25 protein-coding genes are annotated in these 23,699 nt (G+C 72.6%); 14 read left to right on the top strand and 11 right to left on the bottom strand.

Annotation, left to right across the window (positions count from 1 at the left end; translation table 11 throughout):
* Positions 1–27 precede the first annotated feature (27 nt).
* From ACWCV9_RS19845 to ACWCV9_RS19835, 3 genes are all read left to right on the top strand, one after another.
* Positions 28–393, top strand: coding sequence for a hypothetical protein (locus ACWCV9_RS19845; RefSeq protein WP_450788255.1), 366 nt, complete (start codon positions 28–30; stop codon positions 391–393).
* A gap of 67 nt (positions 394–460) precedes the next feature.
* Positions 461–961 carry a SigE family RNA polymerase sigma factor gene (locus tag ACWCV9_RS19840; protein ID WP_385841708.1) on the top strand — a complete coding sequence of 167 codons (501 nt, stop codon included), beginning with the start codon at positions 461–463 and terminating at the stop codon, positions 959–961.
* Between the two features lie 71 nt (positions 962–1,032).
* The gene (locus ACWCV9_RS19835) at positions 1,033–2,304 is read left to right on the top strand and encodes a hypothetical protein (RefSeq protein ID WP_450788253.1); all 1,272 of its coding nucleotides are present in this window, start codon (positions 1,033–1,035) and stop codon (positions 2,302–2,304) included.
* A gap of 45 nt (positions 2,305–2,349) precedes the next feature.
* Here the strand turns inward: ACWCV9_RS19835 and ACWCV9_RS19830 are convergent, their stop codons facing one another.
* Both ACWCV9_RS19830 and ACWCV9_RS19825 read right to left on the bottom strand, forming a co-directional pair.
* Positions 2,350–3,546 (bottom strand): eCIS core domain-containing protein, encoded by a 1,197-nt coding sequence (locus ACWCV9_RS19830; RefSeq protein WP_450788251.1) that lies wholly within the window; start codon positions 3,544–3,546, stop codon positions 2,350–2,352.
* A gap of 158 nt (positions 3,547–3,704) precedes the next feature.
* Positions 3,705–5,042, bottom strand: coding sequence for a helix-turn-helix domain-containing protein (locus tag ACWCV9_RS19825; protein ID WP_450788249.1), 1,338 nt, complete (start codon positions 5,040–5,042; stop codon positions 3,705–3,707).
* A 188-nt stretch (positions 5,043–5,230) separates the two neighbouring features.
* Between ACWCV9_RS19825 and ACWCV9_RS19820 the strand changes: the two genes are divergently transcribed.
* Positions 5,231–5,956 (top strand): DUF4232 domain-containing protein, encoded by a 726-nt coding sequence (locus ACWCV9_RS19820; protein ID WP_450788247.1) that lies wholly within the window; start codon positions 5,231–5,233, stop codon positions 5,954–5,956.
* A 100-nt stretch (positions 5,957–6,056) separates the two neighbouring features.
* Complete coding sequence (locus ACWCV9_RS19815; RefSeq protein ID WP_450788245.1) at positions 6,057–7,568, top strand: SDR family oxidoreductase; 1,512 nt, start codon at positions 6,057–6,059, stop codon at positions 7,566–7,568.
* Positions 7,569–7,636: 68 nt separating this feature from the next.
* On the opposite strand, the gene ACWCV9_RS19810 is transcribed toward ACWCV9_RS19815, so the two are convergent.
* From ACWCV9_RS19810 to ACWCV9_RS19800, 3 genes are all read right to left on the bottom strand, one after another.
* On the bottom strand, positions 7,637–7,924 hold the full coding sequence (locus ACWCV9_RS19810) for an SCO5918 family protein (RefSeq protein ID WP_450788243.1): 288 nt from the start codon (positions 7,922–7,924) through the stop codon (positions 7,637–7,639).
* A gap of 45 nt (positions 7,925–7,969) precedes the next feature.
* Entirely contained in the window at positions 7,970–9,487 is a 1,518-nt protein-coding gene (locus ACWCV9_RS19805; protein ID WP_450788241.1) for a DEAD/DEAH box helicase, read from the bottom strand.
* A gap of 175 nt (positions 9,488–9,662) precedes the next feature.
* Positions 9,663–9,866 carry a cold-shock protein gene (locus tag ACWCV9_RS19800; protein ID WP_385841720.1) on the bottom strand — a complete coding sequence of 68 codons (204 nt, stop codon included), beginning with the start codon at positions 9,864–9,866 and terminating at the stop codon, positions 9,663–9,665.
* 383 nt (positions 9,867–10,249) lie between these two features.
* Between ACWCV9_RS19800 and ACWCV9_RS19795 the strand changes: the two genes are divergently transcribed.
* Positions 10,250–11,650 (top strand): DUF5933 domain-containing protein, encoded by a 1,401-nt coding sequence (locus tag ACWCV9_RS19795; protein WP_450788239.1) that lies wholly within the window; start codon positions 10,250–10,252, stop codon positions 11,648–11,650.
* A gap of 10 nt (positions 11,651–11,660) precedes the next feature.
* Here ACWCV9_RS19795 and ACWCV9_RS19790 read toward each other — a convergent pair whose 3' ends face one another.
* The 3 genes from ACWCV9_RS19790 to ACWCV9_RS19780 are packed head-to-tail and all read right to left on the bottom strand — an operon-like array spanning position 11,661 to position 14,636.
* Positions 11,661–13,166 (bottom strand): UbiD family decarboxylase, encoded by a 1,506-nt coding sequence (locus ACWCV9_RS19790; RefSeq protein ID WP_450788237.1) that lies wholly within the window; start codon positions 13,164–13,166, stop codon positions 11,661–11,663.
* Complete coding sequence (locus ACWCV9_RS19785; protein WP_450788235.1) at positions 13,141–13,743, bottom strand: UbiX family flavin prenyltransferase; 603 nt, start codon at positions 13,741–13,743, stop codon at positions 13,141–13,143. Before ACWCV9_RS19785 ends, ACWCV9_RS19790 begins: the two co-directional genes overlap by 26 nt.
* Before the next feature lie 20 nt (positions 13,744–13,763).
* Positions 13,764–14,636, bottom strand: coding sequence for an NAD(P)H-binding protein (locus tag ACWCV9_RS19780; protein ID WP_450788233.1), 873 nt, complete (start codon positions 14,634–14,636; stop codon positions 13,764–13,766).
* A gap of 142 nt (positions 14,637–14,778) precedes the next feature.
* Between ACWCV9_RS19780 and ACWCV9_RS19775 the strand changes: the two genes are divergently transcribed.
* The 4 genes from ACWCV9_RS19775 to ACWCV9_RS19760 all read left to right on the top strand — a co-directional run bounded on the left by ACWCV9_RS19775 (position 14,779) and on the right by ACWCV9_RS19760 (position 17,641).
* Positions 14,779–15,657, top strand: coding sequence for a LysR family transcriptional regulator (locus ACWCV9_RS19775; protein WP_450788232.1), 879 nt, complete (start codon positions 14,779–14,781; stop codon positions 15,655–15,657).
* A gap of 93 nt (positions 15,658–15,750) precedes the next feature.
* Positions 15,751–16,317, top strand: coding sequence for a hypothetical protein (locus ACWCV9_RS19770; RefSeq protein ID WP_450788230.1), 567 nt, complete (start codon positions 15,751–15,753; stop codon positions 16,315–16,317).
* Positions 16,318–16,382: 65 nt separating this feature from the next.
* Positions 16,383–16,916 (top strand): SigE family RNA polymerase sigma factor, encoded by a 534-nt coding sequence (locus ACWCV9_RS19765; RefSeq protein ID WP_450788229.1) that lies wholly within the window; start codon positions 16,383–16,385, stop codon positions 16,914–16,916.
* Positions 16,913–17,641, top strand: a complete 729-nt coding sequence (locus ACWCV9_RS19760) for a hypothetical protein (RefSeq protein WP_450788227.1) — start codon at positions 16,913–16,915, stop codon at positions 17,639–17,641. Before ACWCV9_RS19765 ends, ACWCV9_RS19760 begins: the two co-directional genes overlap by 4 nt.
* Positions 17,642–17,687: 46 nt before the next feature.
* Here the strand turns inward: ACWCV9_RS19760 and ACWCV9_RS19755 are convergent, their stop codons facing one another.
* The 3 genes from ACWCV9_RS19755 to ACWCV9_RS19745 all read right to left on the bottom strand — a co-directional run bounded on the left by ACWCV9_RS19755 (position 17,688) and on the right by ACWCV9_RS19745 (position 20,158).
* A complete protein-coding gene (locus ACWCV9_RS19755) occupies positions 17,688–18,911 on the bottom strand; it encodes a glycosyltransferase (RefSeq protein WP_450788225.1) in 1,224 nt (407 codons plus the stop codon).
* Positions 18,908–19,708, bottom strand: a complete 801-nt coding sequence (locus ACWCV9_RS19750) for a MerR family transcriptional regulator (RefSeq protein ID WP_450788223.1) — start codon at positions 19,706–19,708, stop codon at positions 18,908–18,910. Before ACWCV9_RS19750 ends, ACWCV9_RS19755 begins: the two co-directional genes overlap by 4 nt.
* A 69-nt stretch (positions 19,709–19,777) precedes the next feature.
* Positions 19,778–20,158 (bottom strand): MerR family transcriptional regulator, encoded by a 381-nt coding sequence (locus tag ACWCV9_RS19745; RefSeq protein WP_450788221.1) that lies wholly within the window; start codon positions 20,156–20,158, stop codon positions 19,778–19,780.
* Between the two features lie 408 nt (positions 20,159–20,566).
* On the opposite strand from ACWCV9_RS19745, the gene ACWCV9_RS19740 reads away from it, so the two are divergent.
* From ACWCV9_RS19740 to ACWCV9_RS19725, 4 genes are all read left to right on the top strand, one after another.
* Positions 20,567–20,938, top strand: a complete 372-nt coding sequence (locus ACWCV9_RS19740) for a hypothetical protein (RefSeq protein ID WP_450788220.1) — start codon at positions 20,567–20,569, stop codon at positions 20,936–20,938.
* Between the two features lie 186 nt (positions 20,939–21,124).
* Positions 21,125–21,331: a hypothetical protein gene (locus tag ACWCV9_RS19735; RefSeq protein WP_450788218.1), complete on the top strand. Its 207-nt coding sequence runs from the start codon at positions 21,125–21,127 to the stop codon at positions 21,329–21,331.
* 325 nt (positions 21,332–21,656) lie between these two features.
* The gene (locus ACWCV9_RS19730) at positions 21,657–22,277 is read left to right on the top strand and encodes an RNA polymerase sigma factor (RefSeq protein WP_450788216.1); all 621 of its coding nucleotides are present in this window, start codon (positions 21,657–21,659) and stop codon (positions 22,275–22,277) included.
* Complete coding sequence (locus ACWCV9_RS19725; RefSeq protein WP_450788215.1) at positions 22,274–23,344, top strand: CU044_5270 family protein; 1,071 nt, start codon at positions 22,274–22,276, stop codon at positions 23,342–23,344. Before ACWCV9_RS19730 ends, ACWCV9_RS19725 begins: the two co-directional genes overlap by 4 nt.
* Positions 23,345–23,699: the final 355 nt, after the last annotated feature.

Below are 23,699 nucleotides of genomic sequence, written 5' to 3'. Positions count from 1 at the left end.
CGGGGGACACAGGGGGAAGGTGGAACCGTGGACTGGTTCTGGTGGGTGATGATCGCCTTCTGGACGGGGGGCTTCGCCTGGGCGGCCGACACCGTCCGTACGGCGTTGCGCAACCGGCACGAGCGCAAGCTGGAGCTGCTGAACGCGGCCCGGCAGGAACGTCTCGCCGTGGAGGCGTCCCAGCGGACGCCGGAGCCGGTGTGCGGGTGCACGCACCATCTGGCCAAGCACGACAAGCAGGGCCGCTGCCACGAGCGGGTGGAGGTCCCCACCGCCTGGGACGAGAACAAGAAGCCGGTGCGCTACGAGGCCGGCGAGTGCAACTGCCAGCAGTACGTGGGCCCGCAGCCGTTGTCCCAGGTCTACGCGGAGGACCTGACCGACCGTCTCTGAGCGCGTGTAACGCGGCAGCGGGGCCGGGGCGTGTACGGGGTGACGTCCGACCACGAAGGGACACACGGTGAGGGAAGCACCCGCGGACTACCTGGAGTTCGCTGCCGCGCGCAGCGGGCCGCTGTTCCGGACCGCCTGCCTGCTCACGGGCGACTGGCACCTCGCCGAGGACCTGGTGCAGGAGACCCTCGCCAAGATGTACCGCTCCTGGCGGCGGATCAACCGGGTGGAGTCCCCGGTGGCCTACGCCAACACCGTGCTGGTGCGGACGTTCATCTCGCAGCGCCGCCTCCGCAGTTCCGGCGAGCGGCCCAGCGACCGGCTGCCGGACACGACCGCCGGTCCGGCGCGGGACGCGGAGCTGCGGCTGGCCCTGCTGGACGGCCTGGCCCGGATGACGGCCAAGGACCGTGCCGTGCTGGTGCTGCGCTACTGGGAGGACCGCTCGGTGGAGGAGACCGCCCAGGTCCTCCAGCTGTCCCCGGTGACCGTCCGGGTCCGCTGTATGCGCGCCCTGGAGCGGCTGCGTGCCCTGCTCGGCGACGAGCTGGCGGACCTCGCCGCATGACGGGCACGGCCCGGCGGCATCTCTCGCCCGCCCCCGCTCCGACCGACGCCCCAGACGAACGGAGAGCCACCATGGCACGCACCGAAGACCTCGAGGAACAGCTCGCCCGTGCGCTGCGCGGCGCCACCGGCGAGTTCCCGCCGCACTCCGCCGACCTGGTGCGCCGGTCCGTCGCGCGGGGCCGCCGGATGCGGGTGGTCCGCGCCGCCCAGGTCGCCGCCGCGACCGTCTGCGCGGTGGCCGTCGCGGGCGGCACCCTGCTGGTCACGGACGCCTTCGGCGGCCGGGGCGGGGACGGCCCGACCGGCCGGACGAGCGCCGCGGCGCCGTCCACCGGCCGGACGCCCGCCCCGGCACCGGCGCCCGTCAGCGCCGAGGACATGGTCCGCACGCTGAAGAGCCTGCTGCCGCCCGGCGGCACCGTCTCCGAGGCCTCCGGCCGGGGCAGCGAGGAGGGCGACCCGACGGCCAAGCTCACCTACTCCACCGCCGACGGCTCCTCCGGCCTCGACATCGCCCTCTCCCGGCTGACCCCGGGCATCCCCCTGGACCAGCAGGGCCAGGGCGGCTGCATGCCGGTGGAGGTGCGGCCGTACGACACGTGCACCACCCGGAAGCTCCCCGGCGGCGCGGTGCTGAACACCACCAAGTCGTTCACCTACCCCAACAGCGACACCGGACAGCAGCGCTGGTACGTGGTGCTCACCACGGCCAAGGGGGTGCAGCTGACGGTGAACGAGTACGGCGGTGGCGGCGAGAAGGGCTCGTCCGGCGGGTCCGCTCCGCTGCTGTCCCTCGACCGGCTGGCCGGCATCGTGCGCAGCCCCGCGTGGAACAAGGCGATCGCCGCGCTGCCCGCCCCCGAGAAGACCCCCTCCACGAGCCCCTCCAGCGGCCGGAAGCAGGTCCCCGGCGGCCGTATGACGAGCGTGCTGAGGTCGCACCTGCCGCACGGCGGCACCGTCTCCGACCTGAATCCGGGCCCCGGCCTGGTCCAGCTGGTCTTCGACGACGGCCACGGCAAGAACATGGTGGAGGTCGACGCGCAGTACGACATGACCGCCGACCTCGCCGCCCACATGGGCTGCGCCGGTGTCTCCGGTGACTGCGAGGCCACCACCCTCGCCGACGGCACCAAGGTGAAGAAGGTCAAGGGCCGCTCCGAGAAGGGTGGTTCGGCCTCGGTGTGGCTGGTCGACACGCTGCGCCCGGACGGCCGCCGGGTGCTGGTGCGGGAGGTCAACTCGTATGCCGAGAGCGCCCCGGTGACCCGTCCGAAGCCCGCGCTGAGCATGGACCGGCTGGCGGCCATCGCCTTCGACGAGCGCTTCTTCACCGGCTGAACGGGCGCTTCCGCACCGGCTGACGGGGAGTCGGTCCGGGCCCGGTCAGCCGATCTGCACGGTGATCCCAGCGGCCGTCATGTCACCGACGGCCTGCTGGGACGCCTGCCGGGAGTCGACGCCTTCGAGCCGTGGCTGGTAGAGGTGGTGGGCGCGCACGGTGATGGTGAACGTGTGCCCCTGATAGCCGTGCTGCGCCAGGGCGATGAGCCGCTCCGAGCAGCCCTCCGCCCCGTCGATCTTGGTGCAGGTGCCCCGGGCGGTGGAGCAGGGACTCGCGGTGAGACTGATGTCAAGGGTGTGCGCTCCCCCCTGGCCCGCGTTCAGCGCCTGCTGCACGGCGGGGTTCCCGTAGAGGCCGCCGATGCTCGCCTCGATCTCGTCCACCAGCTGGTCCTCGGCGTGGTCACCGGGTGAGTACGGGGTCGTCTCGCTGCTGAACGTGCCGATGGCGACCCCGTTCAGGGTCGCTTGCAGGGTGACCGAGAAGCCGGGGTTCGCGGTGACCGTGTCCCCCGGCTCGTAGTGGGTGCGCTGCACACTCTGCGCCGCGACCGCCCTCGGCTGCCGTACCGCTTCGGCCGCCTGCACGGACTCCGCTTCCGCGCGCTGGACGGGCGGGGGTTCGCGCAGTACGCGGTGCGCCTGCGCCTCGGCCTCGCGTTCGAACCGGTCGGCGGGGTCGGAGATCCTCAGCCCGCTGCCGTCGTCGGTGCCCGCCACCGGCCCCCGGCGCTGCTGGAGCACATGTGTCAGCTCGTGCGCGAGGGTGTGCCGGTCGGCACCGCCCTCGCCGATGACGACATGGTGCCCGGAGGTGTAGGCGCGGGCCCCGATCTCGGCGGCCGAGCGCTGGGCGGCGGGGCCGGTGTGCACGCGGACGTCGGAGAAGTCGGTGTCGAAACGCCCCTCCATGTCGGCGCGGACCTCGTCGTCCAGCGGCCTGCCGGGGCTGCGCAGCACGTCCTGGACGCTCGACCGCTGGACCGGGGCCGCCGCCTCCCGCTCCCGGGCGAGGGCCCGCAGCACCACGGTGTTGCCGGCCGTGCTCCCCAGCGCCGCGACCGTCGCGGGAGCGAGGGGCGGCCGGTGACCGGACAGGGTCTGCGGGGCCGCGGTCTGCTGGGCCGCCGTCTGCGGGGGCGCGGTCTGCTGGGCCGCGGTCTGCTGTCTGTGGTCGGCCGCCCGCGCAGGCGGCTGCGGGGTCTCGGTCTGATCCGCTCGTTTCCCGTGTGCCCGCATGGACGTCTCCTTGGCGTTCGGACCCAGTTGGCGTTCGGACAGAGGCCGACACCAGGCTGGCCCGCGGGGCGCCGCGCCGGAACGCCCACGGGGGCAGAACCGGGGGCAGCGGTACGTCCTTCAGGGGCAGGGCGATACTCCGGCCGCGCCCGCGCGGATCAGCCCGTCCGCTTGATCCACTCGCCGCTGCCCAGCGGATAGTCGTAGCCCGGCCGGCCCACGTCGGCGCTGGTACGGAACGGCGTACCGGCGTTGTCGATGTGCACGGTCCCGTGCCGGGCGCCGCTGGACCAGTCCAGGGAGAGGTCCCAGCGGACGTCGTGCGCCCTGGTGTGGGCGGTGACGTAGAAGACCTCCGGGTCCGACTCGCTGACCTTGTACGGGAAGTCCCGCTGGCCGTTCTTGACGGTGACCGTGGGACTGCCGTCGTCCAGGTCGATGTCGAAGGACTCGGTCTCGACGCCACCGCCGCAGCCGACGCCCATCGAGTAGTCGTTCCAGGCGAGGGGCGCGCCCTTGGCGAGGACGCGTACGTGCAGCGCCTCCAGGACGACGGTGTCCGCGCCGGTGCCCTGGACGGTGAGCGCGACCCGCTGCTCGTCCGAGGCGACCGCGCCGTACGCGGCGGTCCAGCGCGGCGCGTTTTCCTCGCCCGCCGGCGGGCCGACCTGCGCGGGTTCGCTGTCGACGAGGAAGTGCTGGCTGCACGGGCTTTCGTACACGTAGGGACGGGTGCCGACGGTGAGCGGTACGGCGCCTCCGGTGCTGTCGCCGTTGGGCGGGGGCGCGGGGCGCCGGTGGTCGTCCTTCGCCGGGCCGGACCGGCTGGGGGAGGGGGAGACCGGTGCAGGGGTGCTGCTGGGGGTCGGGTGGGTGGAGGGCCTGCGTGGGGAGGCCGTCGCCGTCGGCCGGGCGGTCTCCTCGGTGGGGGCGGCCGCCCGCCGGTCCACCGCAGCGCTCCCGCCGCCGGGCTGCGGCCGCACGGTGAGCAGCACGGCTCCCAGCGCGGCGGCCACGGCGACGGAGGCGATCAGTACGGTACGGCGCTGCCGAAGCCGGAACGGACGCCGCGCAGGCGTCTCCTCGCCGACCGTCTCGCCGGTCGGGGCACTTCCCTCGTCCCCATCCCGGCCACTGTCTTCGATTCCGGCCTGCCCGGTGTCCTCGGTGGCCTCGTCCTCGTCCGGGACTTCGCCCGTTTCCAGCGGGGCCGGTGCCGGGGCCGGTGCCGGCGGCTGGTCCGTTCTGCGGCTGCGGGACGCGTCCGCCAGGATCCAGCGGCGGTGCAGCTCCACCAGCTCCTCCGGTGTGGCCCGGCACAGCCTGGCCAGGCGTTCCACCGGTGCGTACTCGACCGGCACCGCGGCGCCGCTGCAATAGCGGTGCAGCGTCGAGGCGCTCATGTGCAGACGCTTGGCCAGCGTCCCGTAGCTGAGCCCCGAGCGGTCCTTCAGTTCCCGCAGCAGGCGCGCGAACGCCTCCGTCGCCCCCGACACCTCATCCCCCTTGCCTCCGCATCCCGTTCGAGCATTCCAGGAACACTGCTTCGCCCCTGGTCAGAGCGCGATTTCGCGTTCCGGCGTCCCGAACCGCCCGCTGGGCGTGGCAGTTGGGACGGATCACCGCACAAGCTCGGGTCATCCAATCACCACCGCCACCCGAACTCCGAAGGGGCACGGCCAACATGTCCGGATTCCGCACCACCCGCACCCGCCTCGCCGCAGCCGCCGCGACCACCGTTCTCGCCGCCCTCTCCCTGACCGCGTGCAACAACGGATCGGGCACCAAGGACGAGGGGGCCGCGCCGACCGCTTCCACGACCGCGCACCACTCCGGCAGCGCCGGCTCCTCCGCCGCCCCGAGCCACTCCTCGGGCGCCACGCCCACCGCCGGTTCGACACCCTCGGCGCATTCCCGCCCCACCACCAACGCCACGCCCTCCGCGCACTCCTCCGCACCGAAGCCGGCCGGCTCCTCCGGCAAGCCGGTCATCTGCGAGGGTTCCAACACCAGGACGGTCGCGGCCCCGCTGAACCGCCCGGTGAACCACATGCTGCTCACGGTCACCAACACCGGCACCCGGACCTGCTACCTCTACGGCTACCCGGCCGTCCGGTTCGGCGAGGCCCAGGCCGTGCCGCCGGTCATCAAGGAGTCGCACCCGCAGGCGGTGGTCACGCTCAAGCCCGGCGAGTCCGGGTACGCGTCCGTGAACCTCTCCGCCACCGACGGCCAGGCCTCGCACGGCCACACCGTGAACTCCCTGACCGTCTACTTCTACGGCGCCTCCGGCAACGGAAGCGTGGGAGCGGCCGCCCGGCCGTCGCTGCCCGCGAAGGGTGTCTACGTGGACGACTCGCTCAAGGTCACCTACTGGCAGCAGTCGATGGACGACGCCCTCAACTGGTGACGAACGGACGTGCGCCGCAGTTGCAGAGCCGGTACCCCGGGCCAAGCATGGGAGCCATGGCGTCCTCACGGCACAGCCGACCCCGGCACAGGCGGCCGGCATGACCGCCGACGGGCCGCCGCTGCGCTGTCTGGTGACCGGGGCCACCGGCTACCTGGGCGGCCGGCTGGTGCCGGAACTGCTCGCCGCCGGGCACTTTGTGCGCTGCCTGGCCCGCTCGCCCGGCAAACTGCGGGACCATCCCTGGGCCGGGCGGGTGGAAGCCGTACAGGGGGACGTCACGGACGAGGCGTCCGTGCGCGCGGCGATGGACGGCACGGACGTCGCCTACTACCTGGTGCACGCGCTGGGCACCGGGCGGGGTTTCGAGGAGACCGACCGGCGCGCGGCCAGGATCTTCGCCGAGCAGGCGCGCGCGGCCGGAGTCGGGCGGATCGTCTACCTCGGCGGGCTGACCCCCGCCGGGGTACCCGAAGCCGACCTCTCCCCGCACCTGCGGTCCCGCGCCGAAGTGGGCCGCATCCTCCTGGCCTCCGAGGTGCCCACCGCCGTACTGCGGGCAGCCGTGATCATCGGGTCGGGTTCGGCGTCGTTCGAGATGTTGCGGTATCTGACCGAGCGGCTCCCCGTGATGGTGACCCCGCGCTGGGTGCGCACCCGCATCCAGCCGATCGCCGTACGCGACGTGCTCCGGCTGCTCGTGGGGTGCGCCCGGCTGCCCCACGAGGTGAACCGCACCTTCGACATCGGCGGCCCGGACATCGTCACGTACCAGGACATGATGCAGCGGTACGCGGCCGTCGCCGGCCTGCCGAGGCGCGTCATCCTCCCGGTGCCGCTGCTCAGCCCGCGGCTGTCCAGCCTCTGGGTCGGTCTGATCACCCCGGTACCGGGCGCCCTCGCCCGCCCGCTGGTCGAGTCGCTGCGGCACGAGGTGGTCTGCGCCGAGCGGGACATCGCCCGCTATGTGCCGGACCCCCCGGAGGGACCGGTCGCACTGGACCGGGCGATCCGGCTGGCGCTGCGGCGGGTGCAGAACGCCGACGTGGCGACCCGGTGGTCCTCCGCCTCGACCCCGCACGCCCCCAGCGACCCGCTGCCCACCGACCCGGGCTGGGCGGGCGGAAGCCTCTACACGGACGACCGTGAGCGCACGGTCGCGGCGTCACCGCAGGTGCTGTGGCAGGTGGTCGAGGGGATCGGCGGCGAGAACGGCTGGTACTCCGCACCGCTGGCCTGGTCCCTGCGGGGATGGCTGGACAGCCTGGTGGGCGGTGTGGGCCTGCGCAGGGGCCGCCGGGACGCGAACCGGCTGCGGGTCGGCGACAGCCTGGACTTCTGGCGGGTGGAGGAGATCGAGCCGGGCCGGCTGCTCCGGCTGCGGGCGGAGATGCGGCTGCCGGGCCTGGCCTGGCTGGAGATGACCGTCGGCCGTGACCCGCAGGGGCGCACGGTGTACCGGCAGCGGGCGCTGTTCCATCCGCACGGTCTGGCCGGACACGCCTACTGGTGGGGCGTGGCCCCCTTCCACGCGGCGGTCTTCGGCGGCATGCTCCGCAACATCGCCGCCGCGGCCGAGTCGGCCGCCGAGGAACCGGCCGGTACCCGCTGAGGGAGTGCGTCCGGCCGTGCGCGTCCGGCCGTCCTGCTCAGCGGGCGCGGGCGGGTCGGCCCAGGGCCTCACCAGCCGAGCGGGTCCCCGTCGGCGTGGGCGTCCGTGACCGGCGCTACCGGGCGTGCCTCGTGGCAGGTGAAGCCGAGCCGGGTCAGTGCCCGGCGCATCTCGGCCGAGGTGAAGTCCCGGCGGTTCTGCCGGGTGACCACCTCGCCGACCTGCATCACGGGGAAGACCTGGTCGTCGATGGTGACGGACAGACCGGTGACGGGTTCGGGCGTGATGCCGTGCAGGGCGCGTTCGACCTCGGTCTTGGTGAGGTCGAAGGGGAAACGGGCGATGACACAGCGCATGGATGCCTCCACAGGGGGACGGGAAGAAGGGCGCTTTCCGCTTGCCTAGGCGTTGTTCCCCGGCGCGGACCGGCGGGGCCGGGCAGCGGCTCGGCCCGACCTGCCCCGGCCGGTGCCCCGGCCGGTGCCCTGGCCGGCGCTCCGGCCGGTCTCCGCCCGGCCCTGCGTCCGGCTCCGGCGCGGCCGGCCGGCGGGCTTGCCGCGCTCGTGACCCGGGTCGGCCGGTGCGGCGATCACGACGGGCACACCGGAGGGGGTCCGGGCGCCGGTGATGCGGTGCAGCTCGGACTCGCCCGGCCGTATCGTGACGTGCCGCGCCGCGATACCGGCGTCGGCCATGAGGCGTTCCATCGCGCGCCGTTGGTGCGGCAGCACCAGGGTGACGACGGTGCCGGACTCGCCGGCGCGTGCGGTGCGGCCGCCGCGGTGGAGGTAGTCCTTGTGGTCGCCCGGGGGGTCGACGTTCACGACGAGGTCGAGGCCGTCGACATGGATTCCGCGGGCGGCGACGTTCGTGGCCACCAGCACGGTGACGGGGCCGTCCTTGAACTGGGCGAGCGTCCGGTTGCGCTGCGCCTGCGACTTGCCGCCGTGCAGGGCCGAGGCCCGGACCCCGACGGACAGCAGGTGCTTGGTGAGCCGGTCGACCGCGTGCTTGGTGTCCAGGAACATGATCACGCGCCCGTCGCGGGCGGCGATCTCGGTCGCCGCGGTGTTCTTCTCGGTGTCGAGCACGTGCAGCAGGTGGTGTTCCATCGTGGTGACGGCGCCCGCGGACGGGTCGACCGAGTGCACCACGGGGTCGTGCAGGTAGCGGCGGACCAGCTTGTCGATGTTGCGGTCCAGAGTGGCCGAGAACAGCAGCCGCTGTCCGCCGGCGGGGACGAGGTCGAGCAGCGCGGTCACCTGCGGCATGAAGCCCATGTCGGTCATCTGGTCCGCCTCGTCCAGGACGGTGACGGCGACCTCGTCCAGCCGGCAGTCCTGCCGGTCGACGAGATCCCGGAGGCGGCCGGGCGTCGCGACGACGACCTCGGCGCCGGCCCGCAGCGCGCTCGCCTGCCGGCCGATCGACAGGCCGCCCACCACGGTGGTGAGCCGCAGGCGCAGGGCGCGGGCGTAGGGGGTGAGGGCGTCGGTGACCTGCTGGGCCAGTTCCCGGGTGGGGACGAGGACGAGGGCGAGCGGCTGCCGGGGCTGGGCGCGCTGCCCGGCCAGGCGGGCCAGCAGCGGCAGGCCGAAGGCGAGCGTCTTGCCCGAGCCGGTGCGGCCGCGGCCCAGGACGTCCCGGCCGGCCAGGGCGTTCGGCAGGGTGGCCGCCTGGATCGGGAAGGGCACGGTCACGCCCTCGGCGTCGAGGGCGGCCAGCAGCCGGTCGGGCATGTCCAGCTCGGCGAACGTCTCGACCGCGGGCAGCGGTTCGGTGAGGGTGACCGGCAGGGCGAACTCCTGCCGGGGCGCGGCGGAGGGCGCTGTCCGGCCCTTCTTCCCCGTCCGCGCGGACCTTTTTTCGGTGCGGAAGCCACCGGAATTGCCCTCGGTGCGACGGGGCCTGCGGTTCATGGAGGAACCTTCCTCGATGCGGCGTATCGCGGAATTCCTTCCGACGGTGATGACCGTACGAGGATTCGCAAGAATGAGCCGGGGAAAAGAGAACGGGCTGGGGCCCGCGCCCCAAGAGCGCGGGCCCCAGCCACGTGAGGTGCGAGCCGCCGGCTCGCGACGCTGTGTGTCAGCGTCAGGCGGGAAGGATGTTCTCCGCCTGCGGGCCCTTCTGGCCCTGCGTGACGTCGAAGGTGACCTTCTGGCCTTCCTGAAGCTCACGGAAGCCCTGGGTGGCGATGTTCGAGTAGTGGGCGAACACGTCCGGGCCGCCACCCTCCTGCTCGATGAAGCCGAAGCCCTTTTCCGAGTTGAACCACTTCACGGTGCCGGATGCCATTTGAATCTCCCTAGAGGGGCAGTGTCGGACTCCGCACTTTGCGGGGCCGAGTCGCCGCGATGATCACCCCTCCGGAAAGATCCGGAAAGCTCTGCAAAGAAAAAATTCTCTGGCAACCAAAACTGCAACTGCTATCACGCTAACACAGGTCGGCCCGCGGCGCCCATGTGTTTTACGACGCGTCAGCCATTCTCGCGCGGTCGGGCACCGAAATTCTGTAGTGACGGGACTAGGAATCCTCGGCTCACTCTGCCAGGCTCCGGGCACCACCTGGCCCGGGGGGTGCGCAGCGGCGCAGGGCTAGCATGGTCCGATCGCGCGATGACGACGGTCATCGCGTTTTCGTCTGTCCGTCCGAGTCGAACAAACCGGCCAAATGATCGATGTCTAGAGCGATGCGGGTGTTTGCGCGAATAAGCGACAGGGGTGTGTCGGCCGCGTGGCGTCGGCCGCGCGCCGTGCTGTGGTCCGTGGCGGCCACGGCGGCTCTCGCACTCCTCGTCGCACTGGAGATCGTCGCACGCCGCTACGGGCAGCCCGGACCGATCACCACCCAGGTGAAGGGGCTGATATGCGCCCCGAAGCCGGGTCCGCTGTACGGCGGTCTCGCGCTGACGATGGTGGTGCTCACCTGGCGGGAGCGGTTCATCGCGGCCGGTGCCGCCCTCGGCATCGACGCCGTCCTCGCACTGGTGCGGTGGGCGGCCGGCGCCGGGGGGCCCGCCGGGGCGCCCTTCGGCACCGGCGCGGTGTGGGTGATGGCGGGCTGCGCGTTCGTCGCCGTCACGCGCCGCACCGGCCGGGACCGCACCCTGCTGCTGAAGGGCGTCGGGCTGGGCCTGCTGCTGGTGGCCGGGCGCAAGATCGGCGACACCTGGCTGCTCATCACCTCCAAGGCCCGTCCGTCGGTGCTCGACCAGTACGTCGCGACCGCCGACCACGCGCTGGGCGACCCGTCCTGGCTGATGGGCCGGGTGGTCAGGGCAACCGGTTCGGCCGGCTCGCACCTCCTCCACCTGGTCTACGGACAGCTCGCGGTGGCCGCGATCGTCGTCGCGCTGTACCAGCTGCGCAACGTGGCGGCCGAGCGCCGCTTCCCGGTCCATCACCTGGTGCGCACCTTCCTGCTGATCGGGCTGCTCGGGCCGGTCGTCTACATGGTCTTCCCGATGGTCGGCCCGGTCTTCGCCTACGGCCCGGGCGCCTCCGGCACCGGCGGCCTGCACTGGGCGGTGGCCGACCTCTGGCCGGACACGCCCCCGCCGCTCACCCCTCCGCACCCGATGCCGTACGACGGGATCACCCCCCGCAACTGCATGCCCAGCCTGCACACGGCATGGGCCACCGCGATCTTCATCCACACCCGCAGGGGCCCCCGGGCGCTGCGGGGCGCGGGCACGTTCTGGCTGGTCGCCACGCTCACCGCGACGCTGGGCTTCGGCTACCACTACGGCGCCGACCTCGTCGCCGGCGTGGTGTTCGCGCTCACCGTCGAGGCAGGCGTGCGCTCGTACGACCGCGGCTGGGACCGCGCGGGTCTCCAGCTGGTCGCCTACGGTACGACGGTCTTCGCCGTGCTCCTGGTGTCGTACCGCTGGCTGCCGATGCAGATGGCCGCCCATCCGTGGGTGTCCGGACCGCTGCTGCTGCTCGCGATGACCTCGGTGGTGCACGGCTATGTACGGACCACCACGTCCTGGGAGCCCGAGCGGCAGCCGGGACCGCACCTCGAACCCGGCGAGTTCACGGCCCCGGTGCCCCAGCCGGCGAAGGCGGAGGGATAGCGGGCCCCCGCTACCGCTCCCGCGGCTCCGGATAGCCGTACGCCGTGGTCCAGTTGGCGAGGACACGCTGCCGTACGGCGGCCGGCCAGCCGTTGGTGAAACTGCCCTTGACCGGGCGCCGCTCCTTGGGGAAGCGGTCGGCGAGCAGGCAGTTGTGGACGACCTTGCCGGCCCGGTAGCTGTGCTGCTCGGCCTCGGAGAGATAGACGGAGAGCGCGGCCGTGGGCTTGGCCGGGAAGTGGACCTCGCCGCGCTCGGGATGGGTGCGGGTGGCGAAGGCCCAGACGAGTTCGCTGACGTCGGTGATGTCGATGTCGTCCTCGACCAGCAGCACCTTGGGCACACCGAAGCCCGCCTTGCCCGCGAAGACGATGTCGCCGACCTTCCGGGCGAGTTCCCCGGAATGGATGCCCAGGGTCTCGTACCAGTCCCGCTCCACCGAGACCACCAGCCAGTGCAGCGCGGACTCGTAGGAGAACCAGGCGGAGGCCGCCGGCAGCCCCGCCGCGCGGAGCTGGTAGAGGATCTCCGCGGCGTGCATGGTCCCGGTGCCGGTGTGGTCCTCCTCGACCGGCGGGCCCGCCGCGACCACCGGCAGGATCGCCCCGTCCCGGTGGGTGATCGCGCTGACGTGGAACACCGGCTTGGGCGAGGCCTCGTCGCTGTTGTAGCCGGGATACTCGTTCATCGGCCCCTCCTGCACCGTCTCGTCGAAGGCGATGTGCCCCTCGATGACGATCTCGGCGCTGGCGGGCACCTGGAGGTCCACGGTCTCGGCGGGCACCACCTCGATGCCCTCGCCGAACAGCGCGCCCACGAAGTGGCTCTCGTCCACGCCCTCGGGCAGCGGCATCGCCCCCGCGTACGGCAGCGCCGGCTCCACCCCGAGGGCGAGCGCGATCGGCATCGGTTCGCCGCGGGCCGCCCACTGGGCGCGGATGATGCCGAGGTGCTGGGGTGCGGGGATCAGGCAGGCCAGCCGGTCCCGGCCGGCGATCATCATGCGGTTGACCGACCAGTTCGTCCACGAGCCGTCGGGTGTGCGGGCGATGTTCATGCCGTACGTCTGGATGTACCGCCCGCCGTCGTTGCCGTGGATCAGCGGGGTCGGGAAGGCGAACAGGTCGACGTCGTCGCCGCGCAGGATGTTCTGCTTGCAGGGGGCGCCGGCGGCGGGCACCTCGACCGGGGGGACGCCGGGGCGGCCGCGTGCGGCGACCACGGCCTCCATGACCGCCCGTCCCGACGACTCGGCCGGCAGCCCCAGGGCCAGCGCGATCCGGGCCAGCGGATGCTCGGGGCCGGACAGGCCCCCGGGTGCGCCGAACACCCGGAAGCCGGTGCCGGTGTAGCCGGTGATGTGGGTGAACAGCGGCGCGGGCGCCCTCAGGTCGTACGAGCGGCGGATGACCGCACCGATCTCCAGGTTCCAGTCGACCTCGGTGTCGATCTCGTTGACCTCGCCGATCGCGGCCAGCTCCGCGATGAACTCACGCAGACTGCGCAGATGTGTCACGGGGATTCCTCGTCGAGTCGGCGCCGGGCGGACTGCCGTCCCAGCGCGGGAGCCCGGGCACCTCGATGCCGAGCAGGTCAAGGGCGCGGCCGGCGGTGTGGTCGACGATGTCCTCGACCGTGCCGGGGCGCAGGTAGAAGGCGGGCACCGGGGGCATCACGATCCCGCCCGCCTCGGTGACCGCGGTCATCGCCCGCAGATGCGCCAGGGTCAGCGGGGTCTCACGGACCAGGAGAACCAGTCGCCGGCGTTCCTTCAGGGTCACGTCCGCGGCCCGGGTGAGCAGGTTGTCGCCGCCCGCGTACGCGATCGTGGACAGCGTCCGCACCGAACAGGGCGCGACGATCATGCCGTCGGTCCGGAACGACCCCGAGGCGATCGCCGCCCCGATGTCGGCCGGCCGATGGCTGACGTCCGCCAGCGCGGCCAGCTCGCGCGCGTCCAGGTCGGTCTCGTACGCCCTGGTCTGCTGGCCCGCGGGCGTCACCACCAGGTGCGTCTCGACCCCGGCCGTGCGAGCCAGCTCCAGGACCCGGATCCCGTAGGCGATGCCGGTGGCGCCGCTGATGCCCACCACCAGCCGCCGTGGCCGTCCGTTCAGTGGTGTGCCTCTCCGCGCAGGGCGGCGGCGTGCTCGGCCGCGAAGTCGGCGAAGGACCGCGCGGGCCGGCCCGTCAGCTTCTCCACGTCGTCGGTGACGGCGCCGGCCGCCCCGGACGCGTAGAGGCCGTACAGCTCGACCAGCCCCTCCGCCCGCCAGGGGTCCCAGCCCGCGGCGAGCATCCCGGCGAGCGCCTCCTCGGGCGGTACGGCGTCGTACCCCACCGGGTGCCCGACCGCCCCGCCGAGCAGGCCGGCGATCTCCGTGTGCGACAGGGCCGCCGGACCGGTCAGCGTGTAGACCGCGCCGTCGTGCCCGTCCCCGGTCAGCACCTCCACGGCCGAGGCCGCGACATCCCGCGTGTCGACGTACGACACCGCGCCCGCGCCGCCCGGCAGGGCCAGCCGCCCGCCGCGCACCGCCTCCGCCATGCCCAGGAAGTTCTGGAAGAACCCGTTCGGAGCCAGCACCGTCCACGGCAGTCCGCTGCCGGCCAGGTGGTCGAGTCCGCTGCTGTGCGCGGCCAGGAACCGTACGCCGTCCGGCCGTTGCCCGATCCCGGCGGCCGCGTGCAGCACGACGCGCGGACGGCGGCCGGTACGGACGGCGGCGTCCACGACGTTCCGCTCGTGCTCCGCCATGTCCGGGTGGACCGCCACGAGCAGGTACACCGCATCGGCACCGGCCAGGGCCGCGTCCAGCGACGCCGGGTCGGTGAAGTCGGCGACCGCCGGGACGACCTCCGGGCCCCAGTCGGCCGGAACCGCCGAGCCCGCGCGCACCAGCGGCCGTACCGCCACGCCCCGGTCCTTCAGACCGGTGACGACCCGCGCCCCGACGGTGCCCGTCGCTCCGCTGACGACGATCACATGTACCCCCTGTGCTGTGTCCGCTCTGATCCCTGCTGCCACGGCGTCGGCCGCCAACCCGACGATTCCAGCGGGGAGTTGGCCGATCAAGGTCGAAGTGATGCACAATCCATGAGCCAGGCTCATCGATGCGGGGGGCGCAGTGGACCTGACGGAGATCGAGACCTTTCTGGTGCTGTCGGAGGAGCTGCACTTCGGGCGCACCGCGGACCGCATGAGGCTGTCCCAGTCCCGGGTCAGCCAGCTGATCCGCTCCCTGGAACGCCGTATCGGGGCACCGCTGTTCACCCGCACCAGCCGCCGGGTCGCGCTGACCCCGCTGGGCGAGCACACCCGGCGCAGCCTCGGCGCCGCCCACGCGGGCCTCAGGAAGAGCTTCGACGAGGCGTGCGCCATCGCGCAGGGCGTGGTCGGTTCCCTGTGCGTCGGCTTCCTCGGCTGCCTCAACGGCCCGCCGCTGACCGAGCTGGTCATCGCCTTCGGCCGGCTCCACCCGGCCTGCGACATCACGGTGGCCGAGGTGCCCTGGGCCGACCCCTACGGGCCGCTGCGCTCCGGTGCGGTCGACGTCCTGTTCACGCTGCTGCCGGTCGACGAGCCGGACATGCGGGTGGGCGCCGTCCTGGTCTCGCACGGCCGGCTGCTGGCCGTCGGCGCGGACCATCCGCTGGCGGCACGGCGGACGGTCGACATCGAGGACCTCCCGGACTGGGTCCTGCTGGACGGCCCCGCCGAACTCCCGGAGGCCCTCCGGCACGGCTTCTGCCCGCCGTTCACCCCGCTGGGCAGGCCGCTCCGCCGCGGGCCGGGCGGGCGGACCTACCAAGAAGCGCTGCACCGGGTGGCCGCCGGCGAGCTGGTCTGGACGACCCACGAAGGCCTGTTCCGCTCCTACGCCCACCCCGGCGTCGTGCACCGCCCGCTCACCGGCCTGCCCCCGGCCAACGGCGCCCTGGTGTGGCGCGCGGACACCGAGAACGCCAAGATCCGCGCCTTCACCTCGCTGGCGCTCGGCAACTAGGCCGTCCATGCAACCTTTCCCTCGCGCACGGGGTGAGTAGGTCGGGAGGAGGTCTCTCCCGATGCCGAACGACCCTTGCCGAGAAGGAGCATGATGTTCCCGCGCCGAATCCTTTCGACCGCCGTGCTGACGGCGGCGATCGCCCTGGTCCCCGTCACCGCGGACGCCGTGGCCACCCCGCACGCCCAGCCGGCGCTCCGGGCCGCGGGCGCCGTGCACCACCGGGTCACCGGGGCGCACCGGATCCCCGTGCACCACCGGGTCAGGGTGGTGCCCGCCGGGCAGCGCGTGGACCTCGGCCACGGCGGCTGGATGACCCTCACCGACACCGAGCGCTGCGTCGGCGACGCCGACGGCTTCAGCTGCAAGAGCGTGGTGGACGGCAACCAGCCCCCCGGCACCGTCGGCCTCCAGAGCTTCGGCGACAGCACCCGCACCCTGTACTCGCCGCTGTACATAGGCCCCGGCAAGGCGGCCCGCATGACGGTCGCGGTGGACGGCGTGACGTACCGGGCGCGGGTGGTCACGCTGGCGGGCGACCCCGGGTACGCCACCGGGTACGCCTGGGTCGCCAACGACGGCGCCCCGGCCGGCAAGTCGGACAGCCGGCCGGAGGTCACCGTGTACGACGCCGCCGGCACGGTCCTTGCCAAGCTCTGACGTTCTGTCGTACACGGCGCCGGCCGGGGAGCGCGTGACTCCCCGGCCGGACCTTGGGGGGTGGGGTGCGGGTCGAGGGGGGCCGCTCGGACTTCGAGTCCTACGCGGCGGCACGCTGGTCCGGGCTGTTCCGGACGGCCTTTCTGCTGACGGGGGACCATCACGAGGCGGAGGACCTGGTCCAGGCCACCCTGGCCAAGGTCTATCTGGGCTGGCACCGGATCCGGCATCTGGACGTGCCCGACGCCTACGTCCACCGTGCGCTGGTCAACAACAACCTGAGCCGTCACCGCAAGCGCCGGGTCGTCCAACTGCTCACCCCCGTCCTCCCGGAACGCTCCCGTGAGGGCGGCCAGTCCCATGTCGAGGAACGGTCCCTGCTGATGGCAGCACTTGCCACCCTGCCGCCGCGGCAGCGGGCCGCGGTCGTGCTGCGGTACTGGGAGGACTACAGCGAGCACCAGGCCGCGGAGATCCTCGGCTGCTCGCCGGGGAACGTGAAGAGCCAGGCCAGCCGGGGACTGCGCAAACTGCGCGAGCATCCGGCGCTCGCCGGGTACGTCGCGGAGCGGGCCGTACGAGGAGGTGGACCCCGATGAACGGGCAACCGGGCACCGGGCCCGCCGACGGCATGGAGGACGTCGTACGACGCGTACTGGGCGAGGCTGGGCGGGCGACGGAGGTGCCGCCCTGGTCGGCGGCGGCCGTACGGAAGCGGGTGCACCGCATGCGCCGCAGGAGGCGCGCGGTGATCGCCGTACCGCTGGCGGCGGTGGTGGCCGCCACGGGCGCGCTGCTGCTGCCGGGCCGCCAGACCTCCGGCACCGAGGCGCCACCCCGGGTCCCGGCCCGGCCGAGGCCGCCGGCGTCACCGTCACCGTCCCTGTCATCCCGGCCTTCCCCCGCCGGCCCCTTGGTGGTCGCCCCCGGCGCACGCGTCGCCCTCGGACACGGGGTGTGGGTGACCCTGGCCCCGGACCAGTACTGCCTGGACCACGGCCCCGGCTCCGAGCGCGAGTGCCACTCCGTCACCGGCCGGCACCAGCGCCGGGGCTCGCTGTCCCTGGACGTCTCGGACGACCGCTCGTACCAGTTCCTCATGCCCGTCTACGTGGGGCCGGGCAAGCCCACCCGCATCGTCGTCCGCCGGGGCGGAAGCCCGGCCGCGGACGAGGCACGGGTGGTGACCCTGCCGGGAACCCCGGGCTTCGTCATCGCCTACGCCTGGCGCCGCCCGCCGCCGAGGCAGGACGACGGGCCGACGACGATGACGGCGTACGACGCGCGCGGCCACGTGGTGGCGACCTTCGAGGACCCCTTCTAGCACCCGGGCGTCATCGGCGTCGCCGACGTCATCGGCGTCGTCGGCGTCATCCGTTGGTCAGCCGCTCAATGGCCTTGAGGACCCGCCCCGCCCCGTCCTCGGTCGCCATGTGGCGCGCGGCTTCGGCGGCGGCTCGGGTGTACGCCTGCTGCTTCACGACGCGGTCGAGCGCGTCCGCGAGCCGTTCGGCGGTGAGGGACCGGAAGGGGATCGGGTCGGTGGCGGCGCCGAGGGCGGCGAGCCGGCCCGCCCAGAACGGCTGGTCGGCGGTGACCGGCACGGTGACCGCGGGCACTCCGGCCCGCAACGCGGCGGCCGAGGTGCCGGCCCCGGCGTGGTGGACCACCGCGGCCAGCCGGGGGAACAGCAGGGCGTGCGGCACGTCCCCGATGGTCAGGACGTCGTCGTCGGCGTCGGCGTCGGCCGCGAGCCCGGCACTGCCGGCCTGGAGGATGCCGCGCAGTCCGGCGCGACGCAGGGCCTGTACGGCGATCTCGCTGAGCCGTGCGCCGTCCCCGGGCGCCATGCTCCCGAAGCCGACGAGGACGGGCCGGGGCCCGGCGGACAGGAAGGCCTCCACCACCGCGGGCAGCCGTTCCGCCGCATCGTGGTGGGGCCACCAGGTGCCCACGACCTCCAGGCCGGGACGCCAGTCGGAGGGGCGTGGCACCAGTGCCGTGCTGAAGCCGTGCAGCACGGGCCAGTTCGCCTGTTCCTGTCGCCGGCGGACCTCGGAAGGGGAGGCCGGGGGCAGCTGGAGGCGGTGGCGCAGCTTCGCGGCCGCCTCCTCGTAGAGGCGGTCGGCCAGGCGGAGGGCGAAGCGCCCGGCGGCGCGGTTGCCGCGGCGGCCCAGGGAGCGCAGACCCGTGACGACGGGCGGGAAATCGCCGGTCGGTGCGGTGGGCTGGAGGTACACACCGAGGCTCGGGGTGCCCGTGGCCTCGGTGAGATGCCAGCCGAGCGGGGCGGTGGTGGGCGACAGCAGCAGCAGTTCCGTGCCGTCGTCCACCGCGTCGGCGAACCCCTGCCCCAGTTCCGTGACGAACGCGGCCGCGGCCCGCATGAGCCCCCGCCCGCCCGTGACACCGCCGTGCACCCGAGGGTCGGCGGGAAGGCTGCGGAAGTCCAGCCCGGCCCCGCGCACGAGGGGGGCGAAGGTGTCCGTGGTGGCCAGGGCGACGTCGTGTCCGGCGCGGCGCAGTTCCGCGCCCAGACCGGTGTAGGGCGCGACGTCGCCGCGGGATCCGGCCGCGGCGATCAGGATTCTCAACGGTCCTCCCCGGATGCGGTACGGCCGTCCCCGTGACGGGCCGCGTTGGCGTGGATCGCCCTGCACGTATAGGCGGCCAGCCCCGGGCGCTGCTGTGACGGCGGGACGACCAGGGCGAAGGCGCGCGGGTCGGCGACGAAGTCGTCCGCGATGCGCCGGTGCATGTCGGGCGGGCAGCGGGTGAACCAGCGCGAGATGTGCAGGCGGTGCTCCTCGGCGAGGTCCATGGCCCGCTCGCCGTCGCTGGGCTCCCCCTCGTCGAAGGCCGCGAGCAGCTCCGCGCGCCAGGCGGATGCCTCGCCCATGAGCTGCCGCCAGTCCTCCTTGGTGTGGGCGGCCGCGCGCGTCATCGACTCGCGCCGGCCCTCCGAGTCCGCCCACTTCAGCTCGGCCTCGGTGGCGTAGCTCAGGTCGAAGGTGATCTCGCCGAAGACCTCGAAGCGTTCCTGCGGAGTCAGGGACACCCCGGTCCGCTGCACCTCGATGGCTCGTTCCGCCACCTCGGCCAGCCGTTGCAGCCTGGCGATCTCCGCACTCAGCTGCCGCTGCCTGGCCCGCAGCTGGTCCACGGCGTTCGTCTCCGGATCGTGGAGGATCGCGGCGATGTCCTCGAGGGAGAAGCCGAGTTCGCGGTAGAAGAGGATCTGCTGGAGCCGGGCCAGGTCGGCGTCGCTGTAGAGCCGGTAGCCGGCGTGGCTGCGCTCACTGGGCGAGAGCAGTCCCGCCTTGTCGTAGTGGTGCAGCGTACGCACCGTCACCCCGGCGAACGCCGACACCTGCCCCACGGAGTAGCTCATCCATCAGCCCTTTCGTCGGCCTACAGCCTCAGGCCTGACGTAAGGGGAGGGTCAACCGCGCTCGCGTGTTCAGGCGGAGGCGGAGGTGGAGCTGGAACTTGAGCCGGAGCCGGATCCGGAACCGGCCGTCGATCGGCCGGCCGCGCGGCGGTACTCGGCGTTGATGCGCTGCGCTTCCTCGAGCTGGTCCTCGAGGATGACGATGCGGCACGCGGCCTCGATCGGGGTGCCCTGGTCGACGAGCTCGCGGGCGCGCGCGGCGATCCGGAGTTGGTAGCGGGAGTACCGGCGGTGCCCTCCCGCCGAGCGGAGCGGAGTGATCAGACGAGCCTCCCCGATGGCCCGGAGGAAGGCCGGGGTGGTCCCGAGCATCTCGGCCGCCCGGCCCATCGTGTACGCGGGATAGTCGTCGTCGTCCAGGCGATCATTCAGGGGGTTGTCCGATGTCATGTCACCTCGCTGTGTAACGCGTCGAGGGGCCCTGGTGCCGTACGGCACCAGGGCCCCGAAGGAAATTGAACACCATCTGTCGGCCCTACTGCGGTGCCGACCTCCTATGCCCGCCTCCCGGCCCGGCAGGGCGGAGCGGGGGATCGCAGCTGCGTGACCGGGGACCACCATCCAATCCGGGGTCTTGCGGTACCCGGCCGAGTGCTACCCGGACCGGGCGATCCTGATGGCGTCTGCTCCTCCATTCGGCTCTCGTTCGACCTTCTCTACGAGAAGAACCATACCCACGACGACACCGAAAAGCTACCCCGGCGAGAGTAGATTTCACTCTCCTGGAGGAGAAGGAAACCTGCCGTGATCGACCCTCACGGGGCGTGAACACCGGTGGACCGCATAAGCTCTGCTGCCATGTCGAACCCTGATGAGCTGCTCGTCGCCATCTCCGCCGCGGTGGAGTCCGAGCGAAGCAATCAGATGGCGCTCACCGTGATCGTCGGCGGTGCCGTCATCACCGGCCGGCTGGCTCCGGAAGCCGTGTGGCGGGAGCGGGTGGCGGAGGTCCTGAAGGACTCGGACCGTCTCGGCCCGTTCGCGGACGTCTTCGCCCGCGCCCCGCGAGGCAACCGGCCCGGCCACGAGGCGCCCACCCATCTGCACTTCCACCTCGCCCGGATCCTCCAGGGCAGCCTCGGAATCCCGGAGACGGGGGGCATGTACCGCGTTGCCATCAAGGACGTCAGCGCGTGGACCGTCGGAGATCTCGTCCACTTCGACCAGTGAGACGCAGGCCGGCCCGGGGCCGGATCAGTGGTCCGGCGGGTTGACGGCAGCGGTGGTGACGCCCTCGTGTAGCCGGGGTCGTCGGTGGGCAGGAGCGTGCGGCGCGCATCAGCCGTCACTTCGAGCGTGTGCGTGAGTGGGGTGCCGTCGAGGACGCCGAGCGCCTGCCCCCACCCAGGCCTGGCTGTGCTCCACGACGACACCGGGCCATCGCCCGGCACGCAACCGATCTGCTACCTGGAGAAGGCCGCCCAGTGGCAGATCGAACGGGACAGCCTGCATGAGCTGATCGCGGACTTCGCCAAGGTGCACGGACCGGCCGATCCCGAGGCCGTGGCGGCCAAGCGTGCCCGGCTGGCCGGTGGCGCTTCACATGCCGGGGCAGCCGCGTGAGCGGTGCCCTGGTCCTGGACGGCGAGGGTCTGGCGACTGACACGCCACCCGCGATCGCACCGCTGTGACACCGCAGAAGCAAGGCAACAAAGAACCCCCAGGTCATTGCCCCGGGTTCGGCGTGGAGCGGGTGACGAGAATCGAACTCGCGTGGTCGCACGGTCGGATCACACCTTGGTTGACCGCAGCATTCCCCTCCTGCGGGCACGCTGTAGGCAGAGATCGGCGCTGAGCCTCCCCCGGGTCGGGTGTGGCGAAGGCCACAGGAACTCGTGCGCGTGCGGAGTGAGTAACGAGTGTGAGGCATACAGAACCAGGAGAGTCGTTGCGTGCGCGCATACGGGCAGGGGACCGTGCGGCGTTCGCCGGCCTGTACGACGAGTACGCGCGGGCGGTCTACAACCATGCCCTGAGACTGACAGGCAACTGGTCAGAGGCCGAGGAAGCCATGTCCGAGACCTTCCTCGCTGCTTGGCGCACCCGGGAGACAGTGGAGCCCGAGGGCGGTTCGCTCAAACCCTGGCTGCTCGGCATCGCCACGCACAAGGCGCACAACGCCAACCGCGGTCTGCGCCGTCGGCTTTCCTTCCTGGCCCGTCAGCCGGCCCCACCTCCGGTCGAGGACTTCGCGGACGAGACGGCAGGCCGGATCGACGACGCGCGCCGCCTCGCGGCGGTCCACGAAGCACTTCGCCGACTTCGGCGCCAGGACAGGGAGGTGTTCGCCCTGTGCGTAACGGCCGGGCTGGACTATCGGCAGGCCGCCGAGGCCCTCGGCATCCCGGTCGGCACCGTGCGTTCGCGGCTGTCGCGAGCCCGGGCGCGACTGGCCCGACTCAGCTCCGGTCAACCCGGCCGCGGAAAGGCGGAACCGCGGAGCCCTCGCGGAGAGATGGAGAGTGAGGCCGCGTTCGCGGCCCTGTTTCTGCAGGAGGAAACCCCATGAACGCCGACGACCTGCACCACGCCGGCTCCCCCCGGAGTGAGGCCGAGGAGCTGCTGGCGGCTCCCACCGAATGGGACCTCTCGCCGAGCAGTCATCTCCATTACAAGGAAGTTCTGATGCAGCAGATCGACCGCGACCTCACTTCCTCCGCGCAGGCGTGCCCGGCACCGCGCAGCCGCCGACTGCGGCGTCCGGCACTGGTGTTGCCCATCGCTTCGATGGCGCTGGCCGGGGCGCTCGTCATCACGTTCTCCGGTGGTGGTCACGACTCCTCTCCGGCGGCCGGAGCCAACACCGGGGCCGCCAAGGTGAACAGTGCGTCCGTCACCCTCGACCGGATCGCTGCCGCGGCCATGGAAACCGATGCGACACCGGTGAAGGACGACCAGTTCGTCTACGTGAAGACGCTGGTCCGCGAGAACACGGGCACCTTCAACGGCCCTGTGCGGCTCGGCGCCCTGCACACGCGGGAGTCCTGGACGTCGCAGAGCCCCCGCCCCCTCACCAGGACGGGCTGGCTCCGAGAGACCGGGAAGGACGCCGTGATGCCGGGCGAGGAGATCCCCGTCGAATCCACCGTTCCCGTGCCGGCGGGCATCGATCGCCCCACGCACAAGTGGCTGGCCTCGCTGCCCACCGACCCCGACGCCCTGCTCAAGCTGCTCTACGCCCAGACGTCGGCGAAGAAGGGTACGTCGAAGGACCAGGCCGTCTTCGGGACGATCGGCAGCCTGCTCAGCTCGACGATCATGCCGCCCGCGAATGCCTCCGCCCTCTACAAGGCGGTCGAGCGGATACCCGGCGTGACCGTGATCCCCGACGCCGTCGACGCCGCCGGCCGTCACGGCATCGGCGTCACGCGCGAGGACGCCTCCGCGACACGCGACGAGTGGATCTTCGACAAGGCCACACTCGCCTACCTCGGCTCGCGCTCGTACATCACGCATGACAAGGCCAAGGGCATCAGGACCGACACGCTGTACGGCACCGACGCTGTCATGAAGCGTGCAGTCGTGGACCAGCACGGCAAGACACCCGGACCCGCACCGGTCAAGACCGACAGCTGAGGAGACCAGGGCGGGGGTGGCCGGAGAGGCGTCCAGGCACCCCTGGAGTGACCGTGCAGCCTCGACTTAGGGCACGCGGAGGGCACGGTGGTGGATTCAGATCGCACCCGTGGCCACTCCCCGCTGTTTCCCGTGGTGCCCCGCACGATCTGGCACGCGAATGGCACGACCCGTTCGCTCCGGAGAACCCCTGAGCGGAAGCTCAGTCTTGGAGGTTTGAGTCCTCAGCCGACGACGTCGGCCACGACGGCGGGTGGGCCGACCGACCGGGCGCGCGTGTGCCTCGCTGCACCTGTACCGGTCTCGGCCACGCTGTTGGCGGGCGGCTGGGGTTGCGGTGGTTGCTGTACTCCCC

Source organism: Streptomyces sp. NPDC001606 (assembly GCF_053596835.1).
This window is presented reverse-complemented; position numbering and strand designations above follow the sequence as displayed.